Below are 17,517 nucleotides of genomic sequence, written 5' to 3'. Positions count from 1 at the left end.
GATGGGGACAAACCCGGAGTTTACTTTCCGTGTCGCGGCCCGGTCGCACACGTTCTGGTTTTTGCCTGTAAATTGCACCCGTTGGCCAATCGGCTCCGCACCTTGGTGCTGCGAGCTTCGAGGAAGCAACGCGACGGAAAACCTGGGTCCCGTACGCGTTGCGCGCAGGACCCATGCTGTCCGTCTCCACTAGTCACAACGAACGAATGGAGAAGCAAAGCATGATCGGCAACACCCCCCTGATACTCGCCATCGTCTGCGGCCTCGTGGCCGTCGGCTACGGTTTCTGGGCTCGAAGTTGGATTCTCGCCAAGGATCCGGGCAACGCGCGGATGCAGGAAATCGCGGCCGCCATCCAGGCCGGCGCATCGGCCTACCTCGCCAAGCAGTACACCACCATCGCGGTGGTCGGCGTGGTCCTGGCCATTCTCATCGGCATCTTCCTGGACGCGACCACGGCCGTCGGCTTCGTGGTGGGAGCGGTGCTTTCGGGCGCCTGCGGCTTCATCGGCATGAACGTGTCGGTGCGCGCCAACGTGCGCACCGCGCAGGCGGCCACGCAAGGCATCGGCCCGGCGCTCGACGTCGCGTTCCGCGGCGGCGCCATCACGGGCATGCTGGTGGTGGGGCTGGGCCTCCTTGGCGTCTCGGTCTTCTATTGGTTCCTGGCGGGCAACGGCAACCTCACGCCGGACCGCAGCCTCTCGGCCATCCTCAATCCGCTGATCGGCTTTGCCTTCGGCTCCTCGCTGATCTCGATCTTCGCGCGGCTGGGCGGCGGCATCTTCACCAAGGGCGCCGACGTGGGCGCCGACCTGGTGGGCAAGGTCGAAGCGGGCATCCCCGAAGACGATCCGCGCAACCCGGCCGTCATTGCGGACAACGTGGGCGACAACGTCGGCGACTGCGCCGGCATGGCGGCCGACCTGTTCGAGACCTATGCCGTCACGCTGATCGCCACCATGGTGCTGGGCGCGCTCATGGTCACGGCGGCACCGCTCAATGCGGTGCTCTATCCGCTGGCGCTGGGCGGCGTATCGATCATCGCCTCGATCATCGGCTGCTTCTTCGTCAAGGCCTCGCCGGGCATGACCAACGTGATGCCGGCGCTCTACAAGGGCCTGGCGGTCGCGGGCATCCTCTCGCTGATCGCGTTCTGGTTCGTCACGGGCTGGCTCATTCCCGACAACGCCATTGCCCCGAGCGGCAGCCAGCTCAAGCTGTTCGGCGCCTGCTTCGTGGGCCTGGCGCTCACGGCCGCGCTGGTGTGGATCACCGAGTACTACACCGGCACGCAGTACAAGCCGGTGCAGCACATCGCGCAGGCTTCCACCACCGGCCACGGCACCAACATCATCGCGGGCCTGGGCGTTTCGATGCGCTCGACGGCATGGCCGGTGATCTGCGTCTGCGTGGCGATCATGGCCTCGTATGCGCTCGCCGGGCTGTTCGGCATTGCGGTGGCCGCGACGGCCATGCTCAGCATGGCGGGCATCGTGGTGGCGCTGGACGCCTACGGGCCGATCACCGACAACGCCGGCGGCATCGCCGAAATGAGCGAGCTGCCCGCGAGCGTGCGCGACATCACCGACCCGCTCGACGCCGTGGGCAACACCACCAAGGCCGTGACCAAGGGCTATGCGATCGGCTCGGCCGGCCTCGCCTCGCTGGTGCTCTTTGCCGACTACACCCACAAGCTGGAGAGCTTCGGGCTGAACATCAGCTTCAACCTGAGCGACCCGATGGTGATCGTCGGCCTCTTCATCGGCGGGCTGATTCCCTACCTGTTCGGCGCCATGGCCATGGAAGCCGTGGGCCGGGCGGCCGGCGCGGTGGTCGAGGAAGTGCGCAGGCAGTTCCGCGAGATTCCCGGCATCATGGAAGGCACCGGCAAGCCCGAGTACGGCAAGGCCGTGGGCATGCTGACCGGCGCGGCCATCAAGGAAATGATGATTCCCTCGCTGCTGCCGGTGGTGGTGCCGATCCTGGTCGGGCTGGTGCTGGGGCCGAAGGCGCTCGGCGGCCTGCTGATGGGCACCATCGTCACGGGCCTGTTCGTCGCCATTTCGATGTGCACGGGCGGCGGCGCCTGGGACAACGCCAAGAAGTACATCGAGGACGGCCACCACGGCGGCAAGGGCTCCGAGGCGCACAAGGCGGCCGTCACCGGCGACACCGTGGGCGACCCCTACAAGGACACGGCTGGCCCGGCGGTGAATCCGCTGATCAAGATCATCAACATCGTGGCGCTGCTGATCGTGCCGCTGGTGGTCAAGTTCCATGCCGGCGACGCGGCCGCGGCCGTGCCGCACAAGGTCGAGACGCCGCCGGCAGCGACTGCGCCGGCCGCCGCTGCCCCGCCCTCTGCGCCCGCAGCGCCGACGGCGGCGGTGGCCTCCGGCGCCGTGGCAGCCGCCGACGCCGCGGCCGTGAAGGTCGAGAACGGCGTGGTGAAGTTCTATTTCGAGAGCGGCAAGGCCGAGCTCGCGCCCAATGCCAAGGAGGCGCTTGCCGACGTCATCAAGGCCGTGCAGAGCGGCAGCGTCCTGCTTGTGAGCGGCTACCACGATGCGAGCGGCGATCCGGCCAAGAACGCCGAGCTCGCCAAGCAGCGCGCCATGGCCGTGGGCGATGCGCTGAAGGCCGCCGGCGCCCCTGCGGACAAGATCGAGCTTGCCAAGCCCGAGCAGACCCAGGCGGACGGGCCCGCGAGCGAAGCCCGCCGCGTCGAAGTGAAGGTCAAGGCCTGATGCCCACCACGGAAAGACTCGAGGCCTTCGTTGCCGCCGTGGAAAGCGGCGCGCACGCCCAGGCCATCGAGGACTACTACACCGAGGACGCGACCATGCGCGAGAACCAGGCCGAGCCCCGGCGCGGCCGCAGCGCGCTGGTTGCCCGCGAGCAGGCGACGCTGGACCGCACCGCCTCGGTGGTTTCGACCTGTGTGCGGCCGGTGTTCGTGAACGGCGAACACGTGGTGATCCGCTGGGTCTTCGATTTCCGCTTCAAGGACGGCAAGGCCATGCGCATGGAAGAGCTCGCCTGGCAGCGCTGGGAGGGCGAGCGCATCGCCCAGGAAGAGTTCTTCTACGATCCGGCGCAGGCCAGGCCCGCCTGACGCTCTCGCTACCTGGCGCTCTCGGCCGCCACCGCGCGCACCAGGCGCGTGGCCGGCGCCACCAGTTGGCCCAGGTCACCCACGCGGTCCTGCTCGATGGCCTGCAGCACCAGTTCGTTGATGCCGCCCACCACGGTCATCGCCATTTCGCTCGTGAGGTGCGCCGCAAGGCCGCCGTGCCCGCCACCGCCGCTGTTGATGGCAGCCTGGATGAAGCCGGCGATTTCGCCGTTCACCCGGCGCCGCGCCGCCAGCCCCGGCATGCCCAGGCCGAGGATCTCGACGAACAGCGTGCGCAGCAGCGCCGGGTCCTGCGCGAGGTAGTCGAAATACGCGGTGATCGTCCGCTCCACCTGCGCATGCCAGGGTTGCGCCGGATCGAAGGCCTCGCTCACGGCGCGCAGCGCCAGCTTGCTGGCCGCCTCGTACAGCGCAATCAGGCACTCCGACTTGGTCGTGAAGTGCTCGTAGAAGGTGCGGCGCGAAACAGCGGCCTCGCGCACGATGTCGGCAATGGTGGAGTCCGCGTAGCCCTTCGCGGCCACGGCGCGCGCCATGCCTTCCAGCAACCGGGCGTAGTGCTCAGGGGCCGGTTCTGCAGAGGGGGCGGCAAGGGCTGGTTTTTCGATCGCGATGCTCATGGAGAAGACATTGTCCTCCGCATTGGTACTTGACGGTACCAGCCGTGGGGCGCACCATGCCGGAAATTGGTACGAATATGTACCACATTGCATTTTCCAAGGAAAATCCGCCATGACCGATCTTGTGGTGCGCCGCCTTCTGATCGACCTGCAGACCCCATTCGACCGCAACTGGTGCGGCGGCGACGCATTCTCCACCGCCTTTTTCAATGCGCTGTCGATGAGCTTTCCATTCGGCGAGCAGTTCTTCATCGACGCCGTGCGCGACGCCGCCGCCACGCTGCCGGCGCAAGCGCAGGAAGCGCTTCGTGCCGACGTGCGCGGCTTCATCGGCCAGGAGGCCACGCACCGGCGCATTCATTCGCTTTTCAACACCCATCTGCAGGACCAGGGTCTGGTGGACGGCTGGACGCCCCGTGCCTCCAGGCGCATGCAGTTGCTGGAGGGCGCCGATCCACGCCATGCGCTGGCAGCCACCGCGGCCACCGAACACTTCACCGCCATGTTCGCCGAGTGGCTGCTCGCCCATCCCCAGGTGCTCGACGGCGCCGAGCCGCGGCTGCGCACCATGTGGCTCTGGCACAGCGCCGAAGAACTGGAGCACAAGGCCGTGGCCTTCGACATCTACCAGGCTGCGCAAGGGTCCGGCGCCTGGCGCAAGCGCTGGTTCCGGCGCGTGACCCTGATGTTCCTGGGCGACCTGATGCGCCAGACCGCCGACAACCTGCGCCGCGAAGGCCAGCTGTGGAAATGGGCGACCTGGAAGAGCGCCGCGCGCATCCTGCTCGGCAGAGGCGGCTTGTTCAGCGGCAACTGGCGGTCCTGGCGCAGTTACTTTCGCGCCGATTTCCATCCGGCGCAGCAGGACAGCAGCCTGTCGGCACGCTGGCTCGAGAACAACCGCGTGCAATACACGCCTGTGGGCGCGGCGGCCGAGGCTCTTCAGTAGAAACTGGCCCGGTGGGTGGGAGGGCTGACAGCCGGCCGCTGTTCGGGGCGCATGGCCAGGTCGTGCAGGGTGTCGAAGTCCGAAGGGGCATCCGGAACGCGCATCACGGTTTCCTGTTCGGTCAGCGAAGCCACCCACAGGCCCGCGGCCGACTCGGCGGGCTCGTCGTTGGCAAAGGTGCCGTCGCGGATGTAGAGGGTTTCGCCATCGGGGCGTTCGGCGTGCAATTCGATCAGGCGCGAAATCGAAAAGTTGTAGGTCACCAGCTTTTCGCGCGTATTGCGGTCCTTGCCGCCGCAATTGAACGAGCCCTCTGCCGCAATGACGATGCAGGAGCCCTCCACGCCATCATCGACCTGGCTTCCGGTGCGCCAGACGGCGTTCGGAAGGCGCGCGCGCACCTTGTCGATCACCAGGTCGCGCTGCTTGTTGAGGCTGCCCAGCGGTGGAACCAGCGAGCGCAATTGGCGCAGGCGCTCCGCAAAGATGTTGTCCATGAGGAATTCCACATGGTGCGTCGCACTGCCGGAGGAACGCTTGACCACCTGCATGACCACGTGGCGCGACTTGTTCATTGCAGATTCCTTCCGCAAATCGCCCGGCCTCGGGCGTTATTGCATATACACAAAATCATTTGCCATCGACTACAAATTAGAACTTTTGACTGATGCAATAAATGCATCAATTGTGTCCAACTGTATATCGGTTGCAGGGGATTTGGAAAGAAAATCTGCAATGCGCGCGCTCGGCCATGTCGCCAAGGCGTCGCCCGGCCCTGCTAGGCCGGCGAATCCGGTTTATTCAAGGGATTCGTCGAGCGCCTTGCACGAGGGTGCACAAACGGTTTGCGACTTGCCCAGCACCTGGCGGGTGCGCAATTGCGACCGCACACGGTGCTTTCCGCACATGAAGCAGGACATGGTCGCCCCGCTGAACGACGCCGAGGCACGGAACGGAGAGCCCGGCGCCTTCGATTTGTAACGCAGGCCATCGGCCACGACGGCGGTCTTGACCTCAGCTTTGGCCATCGGCTTTGTCCTTTTTCGGTTCAGTGTTGCGCATGGCACGTGCAATGGCTTCTCTCGCGCTGACTTCGGCTGCAAGCGCCGTGTCGAGCGCCGAGCGGCAGAGGCCGGCATGTTGGTAATTGAGGTTTTCGTAGACCTCGGCGGCAGCAGGATAGGCGTCGAGCAGACGGCCGAGGTCAGCGCCCGGTTCGACGTCGTTGAATTCGTACACCAAGTGTTCTACCACCGAGCGGTATTGCTCGGCGCCTACGGGGACGGCACTGTGCTCAAGCCGCTCAAGCAGTTGAGCCAGCACGTGGGTCACTGCCAGATCGGTCTTGGGAGACGGATTATGGGTCGTGTTCATGGATTGCATCTGGGGGCAGCATACGCTTATGCAAGTGGCTGCTCTGGCATGGGGGTTGCCCCGTGCGCAGCCTGCATGCGCCGCAGCAGGCTGTGCAGCATCTCCGTCGACAACCCGTGAATGACCAGCCGGTGCCCGGCCCGCAGGGTCGAAAGCGGCACCAGCGGATGCTTGTTGTTCACCAGGATGAGGTATTCCGGAGCGCCCAGCAAGGTGGCGACGTAGATGCCGATGGTTTCATCCAGTTGCAGCGAATTGGCGGCGCGCCAGAAGTCGTTGTCGGTCAGCATCAGCTGGTACAGCGGCGTGAAAAGCTCGATGGCGCTCTGCAGGTCGAGGAAATTGAGCCTGCCGCGCGGCATGTCCGAAAGCCGCAGGCCCGGATCCTTGATCATCGAAAAATCGACCTGGGGCGCCTTGCCCAGCACCAGCCCCTTGTCGCGCAGCGCCTGGTTCAGCCGGATCACGAAATTGAAGAGATTCAGGTCGTGCTTCAGGAAGGTCTCGTCCTTGAGCGCATCGATGTCGGCCGGCTCCAGCGGCGACGTGCCCACGGGCGCCGGCGAATTGCGGCCGATGAAGCCCAGCACCTGCGAGCCCAGGTGGAAATGCCGCAGGATCAGCCAGTTCGCTTCCGGCGAGACGAAGCGCTTCAGCCCCCAGGCCAGCAGCCGGTGCAGCAGCTTCGAATGCGACCAGTTGCGCGGCACGAACACCTTCACCACCTGGATCAGGATGATCGTGAGCCGCGCGACCGGGCGCAGGAACGGCAGCAGGTACTGGCGCGAGCCCGAGCTCGAGTCGGCCAGCCACGCTGCCTTGACCTCGTCGGGCAGCGGCGTGCTCTGGTCCAGGTAGAGCGCGAGCCAGGGACTGGGATCGCGCTCGTCGTGCTCCTTCGCAAGAAAATCAGGCGTTTGGCTCATGTGGCATCCGCTCCGTGATGTGCTGAAACTGCATCAGGTACAGCGCGGCCGTGTGGCGCGCCGTATCGATGATCTGGCGGGCCGCCCGGCCCCGGCCCTCGGCGCCCTCGCCGCCTTCCACGGCCATCACCATCTCGACCGCGGCGAGCCAGCGGTTCAGGTGGTTCTCGTCGTTGTGGCCGTGGTATTCGAGAAAGCGGAAGGCGTCGGGCGGCAGCTTCAGGCCGGCCTTGATCAGCGGCAGCAGCGCGGGAACGATGCGCTGGCCCGTGCCCTCGATGATGTAGATCGCGCCCAGCAGGCCGATCGGGTTGCGCGTGGCGGCCAGGCCGTGCAGGTAGGCGTTGAGCGCCTCCCCGCCGGGATTGCGGCGCAGATCGTCGATCCGCACCACGGTGCCGCCGGCCTTCCGGTAGTCGCTGAAGAGGATGTTGAAGTCGTCCTGCTCCTCGCCCGCATGCACGTCGATCAGCGCGGCCAGCGCCTGGTACGGGCCGGTCAGCGACGCGGCGCCCTCGCGCATCCAGCGGCTGCCTTCGCGGACCTGCGGGACCCACTGTTCCATCCAGTTCAGGTAGTCGGGCAAGGTGAGGCGGCGCTCGCGGATCTGGCGGATCAGCGGCGTGCGCCAGGCGCGCGAGCGGTAGTCGTGCCAGATGCCGGCCAGTTCGGTCAGCAGTGCGCCAAGGCCTTCGGGCGCGGCGGCCGGATCGTGAGGCGGCGCGATCGCGGCTTCGTCGTCCAGGGCCGCTTCGGCCGTCATGCGCGGCCCGGCCAACGCCCCGGCGGGCGCCTCGACAGCCTCGACCTCCAGCAGCATGTAGGCGGCCATGAAACGCCCCGATTCCGGCACGTAGCAGAAGATCTGTTCCCCGGGCTTCAGCGCCTTGGTGTGCAGGAACTCCGACAGCATGATCAGGATCGACGCGGCCCCCGTGTTGCCACGCCAGGCCAGGTTGCTCCACCAGCGCTCGCGCGGAATGGCGAGGTCGGCCTTGGCCATCAGGTCCTCCACCACGGGAATGAATTTCTCCGACGAGTAGTGGCACAGGAAGTGGTCGACCCGCTTCGGATCGAGCCATCCGCCCTGCACCAGCGTTGCGTATTCATGAATGCCGATGTCGAAAAGGTGCGGCAGCAGGCGAATGTCCTGCCGCAGCGACAAGGCGCCCGCCGCCTCCGCCTCGGCCCACGAGCCGAAGTCGAGATGGCCGCGTGCGCGATCCTCGGTCAGGCCCAGCTGCATGCAGACCGGATAGTCCCCCGAGAACGCGCGCTGGTGCACCCACTTCAGCCGCAGGCGCAGGCCGGGGCTGCCGGCCAGCGCGGGCGTGCCGTCGGACAGCAGCAGCGCGCCCGCGCCGTCGGAGAGCATCCAGCGCAGGAAGTGCGAATCGAAGTCGGTTTCGTAGCCGCGCGCCGCGAAGCGCGAGCGCTTGAAAAGTCGCGAGGGCATTTCGCTGGCCACCGCGAGCGCGCTGCGGTGCGCGCCCAGCTCGATGCCCTGCGCGGCCGACTGGATGGCCGACACGCCGGCGGCACAGATGCCGTGCACTGACAGCGTTTCCATGGGCGGGGCCGCCAGTTCGCCCTGGATCATGTTGGCGAAGCCGGGCATCAGCGCGTCGCCGCCCGAAGAGCCGCTGGCCAGCAGCGACACGCGCGACAGCTCGGCACCGCCGCGCCGCAGGCAGTCGCGGATCGCACCTGCCGCCAGTTGGGCATTGGTGTGGCGCGTCACACCCTCGTCGTCAATCGCATAGTGCCGCGTGAGGATGCCGTTCTCGGCCAGGATGCGCCGCTTGATGCGCTCCGACATCCGGTTGAGCGGCGCGATGTAGGCGTCCATGCGCTCGTTGGGAATGGGCTCGCCGGGCATGAAGTAGCCGGCGCTCTCGATGTAGACGCGTTGGAATGGGACGGGCATGGTTCAGTGGGTTGAAGACTCGGGCGGCACGGGCACGGACGGCATCAGCGGGCGGCTGCGAAAACGCGGCCACAGCGCTCCGAGCACGAACACGCGAACCATGTAGGGCACCAGCCCCTGCTCGTTGAGCGCGGGGTCGACCTGCGCGCGGTAGCGCGTGCGGTGCAGCTGCGTGAGCTCGGACCAGTGGACATGCGGGTTCTCGTGATGTGCGGTGTGCAGGCCGATGTTGAACAGCAAGGGGTTCACCAGCCCCTCGAAATTGCGCGCGTAGTTCAGTCGGGTACCCGCGGTATCGCGCCGCGCCTCCTCGTCCGGCCCGGACCGGCGTCCGTCGGCATGCGCATGCTGCAGATAGTTGGTCGCCAGCAGCCAATGCAGCCCGTGCAGTTGCGGCACGATCACCAACAGCAGGGCCTTGCGCCAGTCGAGCAGCAACAGCGCGCCCCAGCTGCCGAGCCACAGGGCGTACTGCGCCATGCAGTAGCGCCAGGGTCCCCGCCGGTAGCTGCGAAGCCGGCCGAGCCAGCCGAAGAACACCGGCATCAGCACCCACACGGCCTGGAACGGATGCAGCAGGTAGCCCCGCAGATGGTTGGTGTCGCCGCCGAAGCGGTAGGTGCGCGCGACGTCCTGCGGCCCATGCCGGTGGCGATGGTGGTTGACCACGTGCGCCGGCCAGAAGACGAAGGTCGGGTGACCCTGCAACAGCGTGATCCAGAAGTCGGTGATCCGGTTCATGCGCCGCCCGCGCCACATGCGCAGGTGCACATGGTTGTGGTGGATCACACCCACGCCCAGCGTCAGGAACAGCATCGGCGCGTAGAGCAGCACGGCAAAGCCATGCACCCACTGCCAGGCCGCCAGCGCCGGGAGCGCCGCCAGGTACGCCAGGCTCTGCCAGTCGCGCCCATGGCGAAGGCGCGCCGGCCGGCGCGGCGCCTCAGGCCGGCGTGCCATGCTGCTGTTGGCGTTGCTGCTTCTCGCGGAAGGCCAGGAACTGCGGCTCGGCCGCATCGGCGGCAATGCGCGTGCCGAACAACCGGTCCATGAACGTGAACTGGAAGCCGTAGTTGCCGCCGTGGCAGGCATGGTGCAAATGGTGCCGGCGGCTCGCGGCAAACCAGTGGCTGTACGGCGCCCGGGGAAAGAAGTCGTAGTTCGAGTGCCCGATGCTGTTGAAGAACAGGCTGAACAGCGGCACCGACGCGAGCGACCAGAAGCTGAAGTCATGCAGCAGCATCGGCAGCAGGATCACGTTGCCGAGCATGGCCGCCTCGATCGGATGGAAGCTGTAGGTGGCCCACGGCGTGGTCACGACCGAGCGGTGATGCGGCCCGTGAAAGCGCCGCAGCCAGCGCGTGTGCAGCAGCCGATGGTTGAACCAGAAATGAACGTCGTTCCAGATCGCGAGCGCCAGGATTTCGATGGCGACCTGGCGCCAGCCGGCGTCGGCATCGAGCCGCGCCCAGCCCAGCTGGAGCAAGCCCCACGGAAACACCATGCCCAGCCCGAACACCAGCACCGACACGCCCGACTGCGCCATTTCGCGGCGCAGTTGCCCCGGCTGCAGCGGCCGCGGGTCGAGCACGCGCCCGATGCCGAGCGCGGGCAGCACCCGCCGGGTCAGAAGCCAGTTGAAGGCGCCGAATGCCAGGTAGATGCCGCCGAAAAAAATCAGCCCCCAGAACATCACCTGCAGGGCCGACAACGAAATGAAGCTTTGCGCCATCCCCCGAGGCTACAGCAGCATTTCGGGAACCAGGGGCGCAATGATCAGGTTGTGAAGCCGCTGGAAGAAGCTCGATTCCGGCTCCGAGGTGAGGATGACTTCCTTTTCGCCATCGGTCGTGAGCCACTGCAGCGTGCCGGTCTCCTTGGCAATGCGCAGCCGGTACGAGTTCTGCAGCTTGCTGATGTTGATGACGCGCAGCATCTCGCGCGCCAGCTGCGGGCTGTCGACCACCACGCCCATCTCGGTGTTCTGGCTCGCCGAGCGCGGATCGAGGTTCATCGAGCCGATGAAGATGCGCGTCTTGTCGATGGCGGCGGTCTTGGAGTGCAGCCGCCCCAGCGACTTGCCGAACATGCCGAAGCGCTCGCCCGCGGTGGTGCGCTGCGGGCTCAGCTCGTACAGGTCGGCGCCGCTCCTGAGCAGCCGCTCGCGGTAGCGCGCATAGCCGGTGTGCACCAGCGGTTCGTCGTTGGCGGCCAGCGAATTGGTCAGCAGCGTGAGCTTGACCTTGCGCCTGGCCAGGTCCTCGAAAGCCGCCATGCCGCGTTCGCCCGGCACCAGGTAGGGGGAGGTCAGGTCGACTTCGAACTTGGCGTCCATCAGCAGCGTCCAGACCTTCATCGTCACGCTGGTGGCAATGGCTTCGTCCTCGGTCATCGTGGTGGGCTTGGTGGGCGGATCTGCAATGGCGCGAGCCTCGCCCCACAACAGCCCCATGCGCCCGCCGTCGAGCTCTTCCGCGATCGGCCCGTAGCCCAGCACGTCGGACGGCGGCAGCACGATCTTTGGCGGCGGCGCGGCCATGCCGATCCAGGCGTCGAAGTCGGCGACCGTGGGCTTGCGGCCGCCCTCGCCGCGCACGATGTCGGCAATGGGCCAGACCTGCTCGCTGTTCCAGTAGGCATCGAAGATCGATTCGAGCTGCGGCAGCACCTTGCCCACGACGAGCGCGTCCATGTCGATGAAGTTCTGCGCCTCGCTCAGGACGAAATACTCGTCGGCGATGTTGCGCCCCCCCACCACCGCCATGACGCCGTCGGCGATGAACAGCTTGTTGTGCATGCGGTGGTTGAGCCGCCCGATCTCGTGCGGCGAGGCCACGAAGCGCGAGAGAAAACCGTTGCGTCCGCAGCAGAACGGATTGAACAGCCGCACCTCTATGTTGGGCGTGGCGGAAAGCGCGAGCAGCGGCTGCTGGCTCTTGACGGTATAGAGATCGTCCACCAGCAGCCGCACCTGCACCCCGCGCCCGGCCGCCTCGCGCAGCGCACGCATCAAGAGGCGGCCGGTGGCGTCGTTCTCGAACTGGTAGTACTGGACCACCAGCGAGCGCTGGGCGCGCTGCGCCAGCTGGACGCGCGCGTCGAGCGAATACACGCCGAGCGGCATCAGCCGGAAGCCCGAGTGCTCGCCGGGCGGCGTCGAGGCGGCCGCGATGCGTGCCAGCGTGGTGGACGGATCGGCCGCTGCGGCATTCACTGCCGCCCGCTCGCGCGCCGGCGGCAGCGAGCCGCACGCCGCCAGCGCCGCGGCCACGGCGCCGGCAAGACAGATACGCAGAAGTAGGGTCCAGAGGTTCATGATGGCATCCTAGAATTCGTTTCACCCCTGCTCGGAGTTACACCATGGCAAGACCGATCCTCTCACGCATCGCCCTGATGTCGATCGCAGCCGGGCTGGCATTCCCCGCCGGGGCCGCACTGGACATCGGCGACCCGGTGCCCAGGTTCACCGCCAACGCCGCGCTCGGCGGCAAGACCTTCCGCTATTCACTGGCCGAGGCGCTGGCCAAGGGCCCGGTGGTGGTGTACTTCTTTCCGGCGGCCGACTCCAGCGATTGTTCGATCGAAGCGCATGCCTTCGCCGAAGCCATCGACCAGTTCGCCGCGCTCGGCGCCACCGTCATCGGCGTGTCGGCCGACGACATCGACACGCTCTCGAAGTTTTCGGTCAAGTCGTGCCAGAGCCGCTTTCCCGTGGCCTCGGACGAATCGAAATCCGTGATCAACGGCTTCGACGCGCTGATGCAGACCCGGCCCGACTTTGCCAATCGCCTGTCCTACGTGATCGCGCCGAACGGCAGGGTGGCCTATTACTACCAGAACCTGAATCCGGACAAGCACGTGGAGCGCATGCTCAACGCGATCCGGGCGCTGCCGCGGTCAGGCACACCCAGGTAGCGGGTGCAAAATCCCGTCCCATGCAACTCAACTTCATCGCCAACGCCGACGTCCCGTCATCCTCCGGCCGCACCCTGCAGGTGCTCGACCCCTCCGACGGCCAGCCTTTCGACGAAATCCAGCGCAGCAATGCCGCCGACATCGACTCCGCCGTGCGCGCGGCGCGCGACTGCTTCGAGGGCGTCTGGCACAAGGTGAGCGCGGCCGACCGCAGCCGCCTGCTCTACAGGCTCTCGCAGAAGATCGCCGAGCACGTCGACGAGCTCGCGCTTATCGAGCAGCGCGATTGCGGCAAGCCGGTGAAGCAGGCCCGCGCCGACGCGCTCGCGCTGGTGCGCTATTTCGAGTTCTATGCCGGCGCCTGCGACAAGCTGCACGGCGAAACCATTCCCTACCAGGACGGCTACAGCGTCTTCACCTGGCGCGAGCCGCACGGCGTCACCGGCCACATCATTCCGTGGAACTACCCGATGCAGATTTTCGGGCGCAGCGTGGGCGGCGCCCTGGCGGCCGGCAACGTGTGCGTGGTGAAGCCGGCGGAAGATGCCTGCCTTTCCCTCATCCGCGTGGCGCAGCTCGCGGCCGAAGTCGGCTTTCCGGCCGGCGCGCTCAACATCGTGACGGGCTACGGCCATGAAGTGGGCGACGCGCTTGCGCGGCACGAAGGCATCGACCACATCAGCTTCACCGGCAGCCCCAAGATCGGCACGCTGATCCAGCAGGTGGCGGCCGAGCGGCATTGCCCGGTCACGCTCGAGCTCGGCGGCAAGAGCCCGCAGATCATCTTTGCCGACGCCGATCTCGACGCGGCCATTCCGGTGATCATCAACGCCATCGTGCAGAACGCCGGCCAGACCTGTTCGGCTGGCTCGCGCGTGCTGATCCAGCGCGGCATCTACGAGCCGCTGCTCGAGCGCCTCGGCCGGGCCTTCGAGGCCCTGCGCGTCGGCCCCGCGGCCATGGACCTGGACGTCGGCCCGCTGATCCGCCAGACGCAGCAGCAGCGCGTGTGGGATTTCCTGAGCGATGCCCAGGTGGCGGGAATCCCCATGGTGGCCCACGGCATCGTGGTCGACGAGGCGCCCGAAACCGGCTTCTACCAGGCCCCCACCCTGCTGCGCGACGTGCCGGTGAACCACCGACTGGCGCAGGAAGAGGTGTTCGGCCCGGTGCTCGCCGCGATGCAGTTCGCCGACGAGGACGAAGCGGTGGCGCTCGCCAACGCCACGCAGTTCGGCCTCGTGGCCGGTGTCTGGACGACCGACGGTGCGCGCCAGTTCCGCATGGCCAAGCGGGTGCGCAGCGGCCAGGTGTTCATCAACAATTACGGCGCCGGCGGCGGCGTGGAACTGCCGTTCGGCGGCGTCAAGTCGTCGGGCTACGGGCGCGAGAAGGGCTTCGAGGCGCTCTACGGCTTCACCACGCTCAAGACCGTCGCCGTCAAGCACGGCTGAGGCGCGCGCTGCGTGCGGGGCCGGGTTCCGAGCGGCACTCGCCGAGGAGTAGCCCTTTCGGGATCGGCCCGCGCCCGATGGAGTAAATTGGCCGCTGTCCATGAACCGCAAAAGCACCACCGTCATTCCGCTCTCCGAAATCGGCCGCGCGCGCCCCGCCGTGGCGGTTCCGGAGGTGGCCGTGCCCGCCACCGGGCGGCTGCTCGACCGCCTGGGCCGGCCGCTGACCGACCTGCGCATCAGCGTGACCGACCGCTGCAACTTCCGCTGCAGCTACTGCATGCCGAAGGATGTGTTCGACAAGGACTACCAGTACCTGCCGCACAGCGCGCTGCTGAGCTTCGAGGAAATCACGCGGCTCGCGCGCCTGTTCGCGGGCCACGGCGTGCGCAAGATCCGCCTGACCGGCGGCGAGCCGCTGCTGCGCAAGAACATCGAGGCGCTGGTCGCGCAGCTGTCTGAAATCCGCACCCCGGGTGGCGAACCGCTCGCGCTCACGCTCACCACCAACGGCTCGCTGCTGCAGCGCAAGGCGGCCGCGCTGGCCGCTGCCGGCCTGCAGCGCGTGACCGTGAGCCTCGACAGCCTGGACGACGCGGTGTTCCGCCACATGAACGACGTCGATTTTCCGGTGGCCGACGTGCTCGCCGGCATCGAGGCGGCGCTGGCCGCGGGCCTGGGCCCGCTGAAGGTGAACATGGTGGTCAAGCGCGGCACCAACGAGCAGGAAATCCTGCCGATGGCGCGCTACTTCCGCGACCACCACGGCGGCAAGGTGGTGCTGCGCTTCATCGAATACATGGACGTGGGCGCCACCAACGGCTGGCGCATGGACGAGGTGCTGCCCTCGGCCGAGGTCATTGCGCGCATCGGTGCCGAGTTTCCGCTGGTGCCGCTCGAGCCCAGCGCGCCGGGCGAAACCGCCCAGCGATGGGCCTACGCCGATGGCGGCGGTGAGATCGGCGTGATCAGCAGCGTCACCCAGGCCTTCTGCCACGACTGCAGCCGCGCCCGCCTCTCCACCGAGGGCAAGCTCTACCTCTGCCTCTTCGCAAGTGCGGGCCATGACCTGCGCCCCCTGCTGCGCGGTACGGCCACCGACGAGGACATCGGCTCCGCCATCGGCCACATCTGGCAGGGCCGCGCCGACCGCTATTCCGAACTGCGTGCGCTGCGCGGCCCCGAAAGCGGCGAGCACGACCCCAACGACCCCGCGCCGCGCCGCGTCGAAATGAGCTATATCGGCGGATGACCCCAAAAACACAAGATTCCATTTCCCCCAGCGAGACCACCGGCCTGCTGCTGGCCGGCGGCCGCGGTTCGCGCATGGGCGGTATCGACAAGGGCCTGCAGAACTTCAATGGCTCGCCGCTCGCCATGCATGCCGTGCTGCGCCTGGGCATGCAGGTGGGCGAGGTCATGATCAATGCCAACCGCAACCTGGCGGCCTACGAATCCTTCGGCGTTCCGGTCTGGCCCGACAGCCTGGCTGACTATGCCGGCCCGCTGGCAGGCTTCCTGACAGGACTGGAACGCTGCGAAACGCCCTACCTGCTCACCGTGCCCTGCGACACGCCGCTGTTTCCGCTCGATCTGGCGAGCCGGCTGGCCGAGGCCCTGATGGCCAACGACGCGGAAATCGCCATGGTCAGCGCCCCCGAGGCCGCCGCCGAACCCGGCGCGGCGCCGGTGCTGCGGCCGCAGCCGGTGTTCTGCCTGCTGCGCACCACGCTGCTCGAAAGCCTGGTGAACTTCACCCAGTCCGGCGGCCGCAAGATCGACGCCTGGACCGCGCAGCACCGTACCGTGCTCGTGCCCTTCGACCGCCCCGGCGACGCGTCCGACGCCTTCTTCAATGCCAACACGCTGGCCGAATTGCACGCGCTGGAAAACCGATGAGCCGCATCGCCGACATTGCCGCCGCCCTTGCCGGCTATGACCCCCAGGCGCTGAGCGTCCAGGGCGTCCAGGCCTTCCTGGCGCAGCTCGTGGCGCCCGCCGTGGTGGCCGAGCGCGAAGAAGTCGCGCTGCGCGAAGCGCTGGGCCGCGTGCTGGCCGAAGACATCATCTCGCCGGTCAGCGTGCCGCCGCACGACAACTCCGCAATGGACGGCTTTGCCTTCGACGGCGCGATCCTGCGAGACGATTCGCCCACCGACGCTTCCATCGAGCTGCGCGTGGTGGGCACCGCATTGGCGGGCGCGGCGTGGCGCGGCACGCTGGCTGCCGGCGACGCGGTTCGCATCATGACGGGCGCGGTCATGCCCGAAGGGCTCGACACCGTGATTCCGCAGGAATTCTGCAAGGTCGACGGCGACCGCGTGCGCTTTCCCGCCAAGGTGCTCCGCCGCGGCGACAACCGCCGCTTCGCCGGCGAAGACCTCATGCAGGGCCAGCCGGCCTTGCGCCGCGGCGAACGCCTGTCGCCCGCCGCGCTGGGCATGGTCGCCAGCCTGGGCCTGCCTTCGGTGCCGGCGCTGCGCCGGCTGCGCGTGGCCTATTTCTCGACCGGCGACGAGATCCTGAGCCTCGGCGAGCCGCCTCGCGAAGGCGCGGTGTACGACAGCAACCGCTACACGGTGTTCGGCCTGCTCACGCGGCTGGGCTGCGAGGTGGTCGACCTGGGCCTGGTGCGCGACGACCCGGCCACGCTCGGCGCCGCGCTGCAGCAGGCCGCGGGCCAGGCCGACGCCATCATCACCAGCGGCGGCGTGAGCGTCGGCGCCGCCGACCATACGCGGGCCGTGATGCAGCAGCTCGGCGACATGGCATTCTGGCGCGTGGCCATGCGCCCCGGCCGGCCGATGGCCGTCGGGCTCGTTCCCCGCAGCCAGCAGGCCTCCCCGCAGCCAGGCTCGGCCGTGCTCTTCGGCCTGCCCGGCAATCCGGTGGCGGTCATGGTCACCTTTCTCGCCTTCGTGCGGCCGGCCTTGCTGCGCATGATGGGCTGCCACGAGATTGCCGCGGCGCCGCCGCCCCTGCTGCGCGCGCGGGCCGCGAGCGCCATCCGCAAGAAACCGGGCCGCACCGAATACCAGCGCGGCTTCGTGCAGGCCGTGGCCGGCGCGCTGCCTGAGGTCCGCATCGCCGGCAACCAGGGCTCCGGCGTGCTGAGTTCGATGGTCGAAGCCAACGGGCTCGTGGTGCTGCACCACGACCAGGGCAATGTGGCCGCGGGCGACGAGGTCGACGTGATGATGCTGGAGGCTTAGA

At 67.6% G+C, this 17,517-nt stretch carries 17 protein-coding genes; 8 read left to right on the top strand and 9 right to left on the bottom strand.

The window, feature by feature from the left end; genetic code table 11:
- Positions 1-221: 221 nt before the first annotated feature.
- Together ACAM54_RS11825 and ACAM54_RS11820 are read left to right on the top strand one after the other, a co-directional pair.
- Positions 222-2,750, top strand: a complete 2,529-nt coding sequence (locus ACAM54_RS11825; protein WP_369650792.1) for a sodium-translocating pyrophosphatase — start codon at positions 222-224, stop codon at positions 2,748-2,750.
- A complete protein-coding gene (locus ACAM54_RS11820) occupies positions 2,750-3,118 on the top strand; it encodes a nuclear transport factor 2 family protein (RefSeq protein ID WP_369650791.1) in 369 nt (122 codons plus the stop codon). Before ACAM54_RS11825 ends, ACAM54_RS11820 begins: the two co-directional genes overlap by 1 nt.
- Positions 3,119-3,126: 8 nt before the next feature.
- Here the strand turns inward: ACAM54_RS11820 and ACAM54_RS11815 are convergent, their stop codons facing one another.
- Positions 3,127-3,759 (bottom strand): TetR/AcrR family transcriptional regulator, encoded by a 633-nt coding sequence (locus ACAM54_RS11815; protein ID WP_369650790.1) that lies wholly within the window; start codon positions 3,757-3,759, stop codon positions 3,127-3,129.
- 112 nt (positions 3,760-3,871) lie between these two features.
- Between ACAM54_RS11815 and ACAM54_RS11810 the strand changes: the two genes are divergently transcribed.
- Complete coding sequence (locus tag ACAM54_RS11810; RefSeq protein ID WP_369650789.1) at positions 3,872-4,708, top strand: metal-dependent hydrolase; 837 nt, start codon at positions 3,872-3,874, stop codon at positions 4,706-4,708.
- Here ACAM54_RS11810 and ACAM54_RS11805 read toward each other — a convergent pair.
- From ACAM54_RS11805 to ACAM54_RS11770, 8 genes are all read right to left on the bottom strand, one after another.
- On the bottom strand, positions 4,702-5,283 hold the full coding sequence (locus tag ACAM54_RS11805) for a hypothetical protein (RefSeq protein WP_369650788.1): 582 nt from the start codon (positions 5,281-5,283) through the stop codon (positions 4,702-4,704). The genes ACAM54_RS11810 and ACAM54_RS11805 overlap by 7 nt on opposite strands.
- A 222-nt stretch (positions 5,284-5,505) precedes the next feature.
- Positions 5,506-5,736: a hypothetical protein gene (locus ACAM54_RS11800; protein ID WP_012747462.1), complete on the bottom strand. Its 231-nt coding sequence runs from the start codon at positions 5,734-5,736 to the stop codon at positions 5,506-5,508.
- The gene (locus ACAM54_RS11795; protein WP_369650787.1) at positions 5,723-6,091 is read right to left on the bottom strand and encodes a hypothetical protein; all 369 of its coding nucleotides are present in this window, start codon (positions 6,089-6,091) and stop codon (positions 5,723-5,725) included. Before ACAM54_RS11795 ends, ACAM54_RS11800 begins: the two co-directional genes overlap by 14 nt.
- A 17-nt stretch (positions 6,092-6,108) precedes the next feature.
- Positions 6,109-7,008 carry a hypothetical protein gene (locus tag ACAM54_RS11790; RefSeq protein WP_369650786.1) on the bottom strand — a complete coding sequence of 300 codons (900 nt, stop codon included), beginning with the start codon at positions 7,006-7,008 and terminating at the stop codon, positions 6,109-6,111.
- Complete coding sequence (locus ACAM54_RS11785) at positions 6,992-8,935, bottom strand: beta-ketoacyl-ACP synthase III (protein ID WP_369650785.1); 1,944 nt, start codon at positions 8,933-8,935, stop codon at positions 6,992-6,994. The genes ACAM54_RS11790 and ACAM54_RS11785 overlap by 17 nt, the downstream gene beginning before the upstream one ends.
- 3 nt (positions 8,936-8,938) lie before the next feature.
- Positions 8,939-9,895, bottom strand: coding sequence for a fatty acid desaturase (locus ACAM54_RS11780; RefSeq protein ID WP_369650784.1), 957 nt, complete (start codon positions 9,893-9,895; stop codon positions 8,939-8,941).
- Positions 9,879-10,667 (bottom strand): sterol desaturase family protein, encoded by a 789-nt coding sequence (locus tag ACAM54_RS11775; protein WP_025569470.1) that lies wholly within the window; start codon positions 10,665-10,667, stop codon positions 9,879-9,881. Before ACAM54_RS11775 ends, ACAM54_RS11780 begins: the two co-directional genes overlap by 17 nt.
- A 9-nt stretch (positions 10,668-10,676) precedes the next feature.
- The gene (locus ACAM54_RS11770) at positions 10,677-12,251 is read right to left on the bottom strand and encodes a phospholipase D family protein (protein WP_025569469.1); all 1,575 of its coding nucleotides are present in this window, start codon (positions 12,249-12,251) and stop codon (positions 10,677-10,679) included.
- A gap of 44 nt (positions 12,252-12,295) precedes the next feature.
- Here ACAM54_RS11770 and ACAM54_RS11765 point away from each other — a divergent pair, with 44 nt between their 5' ends.
- The 5 genes from ACAM54_RS11765 to glp all read left to right on the top strand — a co-directional run bounded on the left by ACAM54_RS11765 (position 12,296) and on the right by glp (position 17,516).
- Positions 12,296-12,850 (top strand): peroxiredoxin, encoded by a 555-nt coding sequence (locus tag ACAM54_RS11765; RefSeq protein ID WP_025569468.1) that lies wholly within the window; start codon positions 12,296-12,298, stop codon positions 12,848-12,850.
- 20 nt (positions 12,851-12,870) lie between these two features.
- Positions 12,871-14,304, top strand: coding sequence for an aldehyde dehydrogenase family protein (locus ACAM54_RS11760; protein ID WP_025569467.1), 1,434 nt, complete (start codon positions 12,871-12,873; stop codon positions 14,302-14,304).
- A gap of 100 nt (positions 14,305-14,404) precedes the next feature.
- Entirely contained in the window at positions 14,405-15,556 is a 1,152-nt protein-coding gene (moaA, locus tag ACAM54_RS11755; RefSeq protein WP_025569466.1) for a GTP 3',8-cyclase MoaA, read from the top strand.
- Entirely contained in the window at positions 15,553-16,203 is a 651-nt protein-coding gene (mobA, locus tag ACAM54_RS11750; protein WP_369650783.1) for a molybdenum cofactor guanylyltransferase MobA, read from the top strand. The genes moaA and mobA overlap by 4 nt, the downstream gene beginning before the upstream one ends.
- The gene (glp, locus tag ACAM54_RS11745; RefSeq protein ID WP_025569464.1) at positions 16,200-17,516 is read left to right on the top strand and encodes a gephyrin-like molybdotransferase Glp; all 1,317 of its coding nucleotides are present in this window, start codon (positions 16,200-16,202) and stop codon (positions 17,514-17,516) included. The genes mobA and glp overlap by 4 nt, the downstream gene beginning before the upstream one ends.
- Position 17,517: the final 1 nt, after the last annotated feature.

Origin of the sequence: Variovorax sp. V93 (assembly GCF_041154485.1) — a bacterium.
Taxonomy (GTDB): domain Bacteria; phylum Pseudomonadota; class Gammaproteobacteria; order Burkholderiales; family Burkholderiaceae_C; genus Variovorax; species Variovorax beijingensis_A.
Note: the sequence above shows the minus strand (reverse complement) of the source record. Positions and strands in the feature narration are given on the sequence as shown.

What these genes read in the sequence shown, in the direction of transcription:
- ACAM54_RS11825 (WP_369650792.1), top strand. Translation starts at nt 222, where the DNA reads ATGATCGGCAACACCCCCCTGATACTCGCCATCGTCTGCGGCCTCGTG.
- ACAM54_RS11820 (WP_369650791.1), top strand. Translation starts at nt 2,750, where the DNA reads ATGCCCACCACGGAAAGACTCGAGGCCTTCGTTGCCGCCGTGGAAAGC.
- ACAM54_RS11815 (WP_369650790.1), bottom strand. Translation starts at nt 3,759, where the DNA reads ATGAGCATCGCGATCGAAAAACCAGCCCTTGCCGCCCCCTCTGCAGAA.
- ACAM54_RS11810 (WP_369650789.1), top strand. Translation starts at nt 3,872, where the DNA reads ATGACCGATCTTGTGGTGCGCCGCCTTCTGATCGACCTGCAGACCCCA.
- ACAM54_RS11805 (WP_369650788.1), bottom strand. Translation starts at nt 5,283, where the DNA reads ATGAACAAGTCGCGCCACGTGGTCATGCAGGTGGTCAAGCGTTCCTCC.
- ACAM54_RS11800 (WP_012747462.1), bottom strand. Translation starts at nt 5,736, where the DNA reads ATGGCCAAAGCTGAGGTCAAGACCGCCGTCGTGGCCGATGGCCTGCGT.
- ACAM54_RS11795 (WP_369650787.1), bottom strand. Translation starts at nt 6,091, where the DNA reads ATGCAATCCATGAACACGACCCATAATCCGTCTCCCAAGACCGATCTG.
- ACAM54_RS11790 (WP_369650786.1), bottom strand. Translation starts at nt 7,008, where the DNA reads ATGAGCCAAACGCCTGATTTTCTTGCGAAGGAGCACGACGAGCGCGAT.
- ACAM54_RS11785 (WP_369650785.1), bottom strand. Translation starts at nt 8,935, where the DNA reads ATGCCCGTCCCATTCCAACGCGTCTACATCGAGAGCGCCGGCTACTTC.
- ACAM54_RS11780 (WP_369650784.1), bottom strand. Translation starts at nt 9,895, where the DNA reads ATGGCACGCCGGCCTGAGGCGCCGCGCCGGCCGGCGCGCCTTCGCCAT.
- ACAM54_RS11775 (WP_025569470.1), bottom strand. Translation starts at nt 10,667, where the DNA reads ATGGCGCAAAGCTTCATTTCGTTGTCGGCCCTGCAGGTGATGTTCTGG.
- ACAM54_RS11770 (WP_025569469.1), bottom strand. Translation starts at nt 12,251, where the DNA reads ATGAACCTCTGGACCCTACTTCTGCGTATCTGTCTTGCCGGCGCCGTG.
- ACAM54_RS11765 (WP_025569468.1), top strand. Translation starts at nt 12,296, where the DNA reads ATGGCAAGACCGATCCTCTCACGCATCGCCCTGATGTCGATCGCAGCC.
- ACAM54_RS11760 (WP_025569467.1), top strand. Translation starts at nt 12,871, where the DNA reads ATGCAACTCAACTTCATCGCCAACGCCGACGTCCCGTCATCCTCCGGC.
- moaA (WP_025569466.1), top strand. Translation starts at nt 14,405, where the DNA reads ATGAACCGCAAAAGCACCACCGTCATTCCGCTCTCCGAAATCGGCCGC.
- mobA (WP_369650783.1), top strand. Translation starts at nt 15,553, where the DNA reads ATGACCCCAAAAACACAAGATTCCATTTCCCCCAGCGAGACCACCGGC.
- glp (WP_025569464.1), top strand. Translation starts at nt 16,200, where the DNA reads ATGAGCCGCATCGCCGACATTGCCGCCGCCCTTGCCGGCTATGACCCC.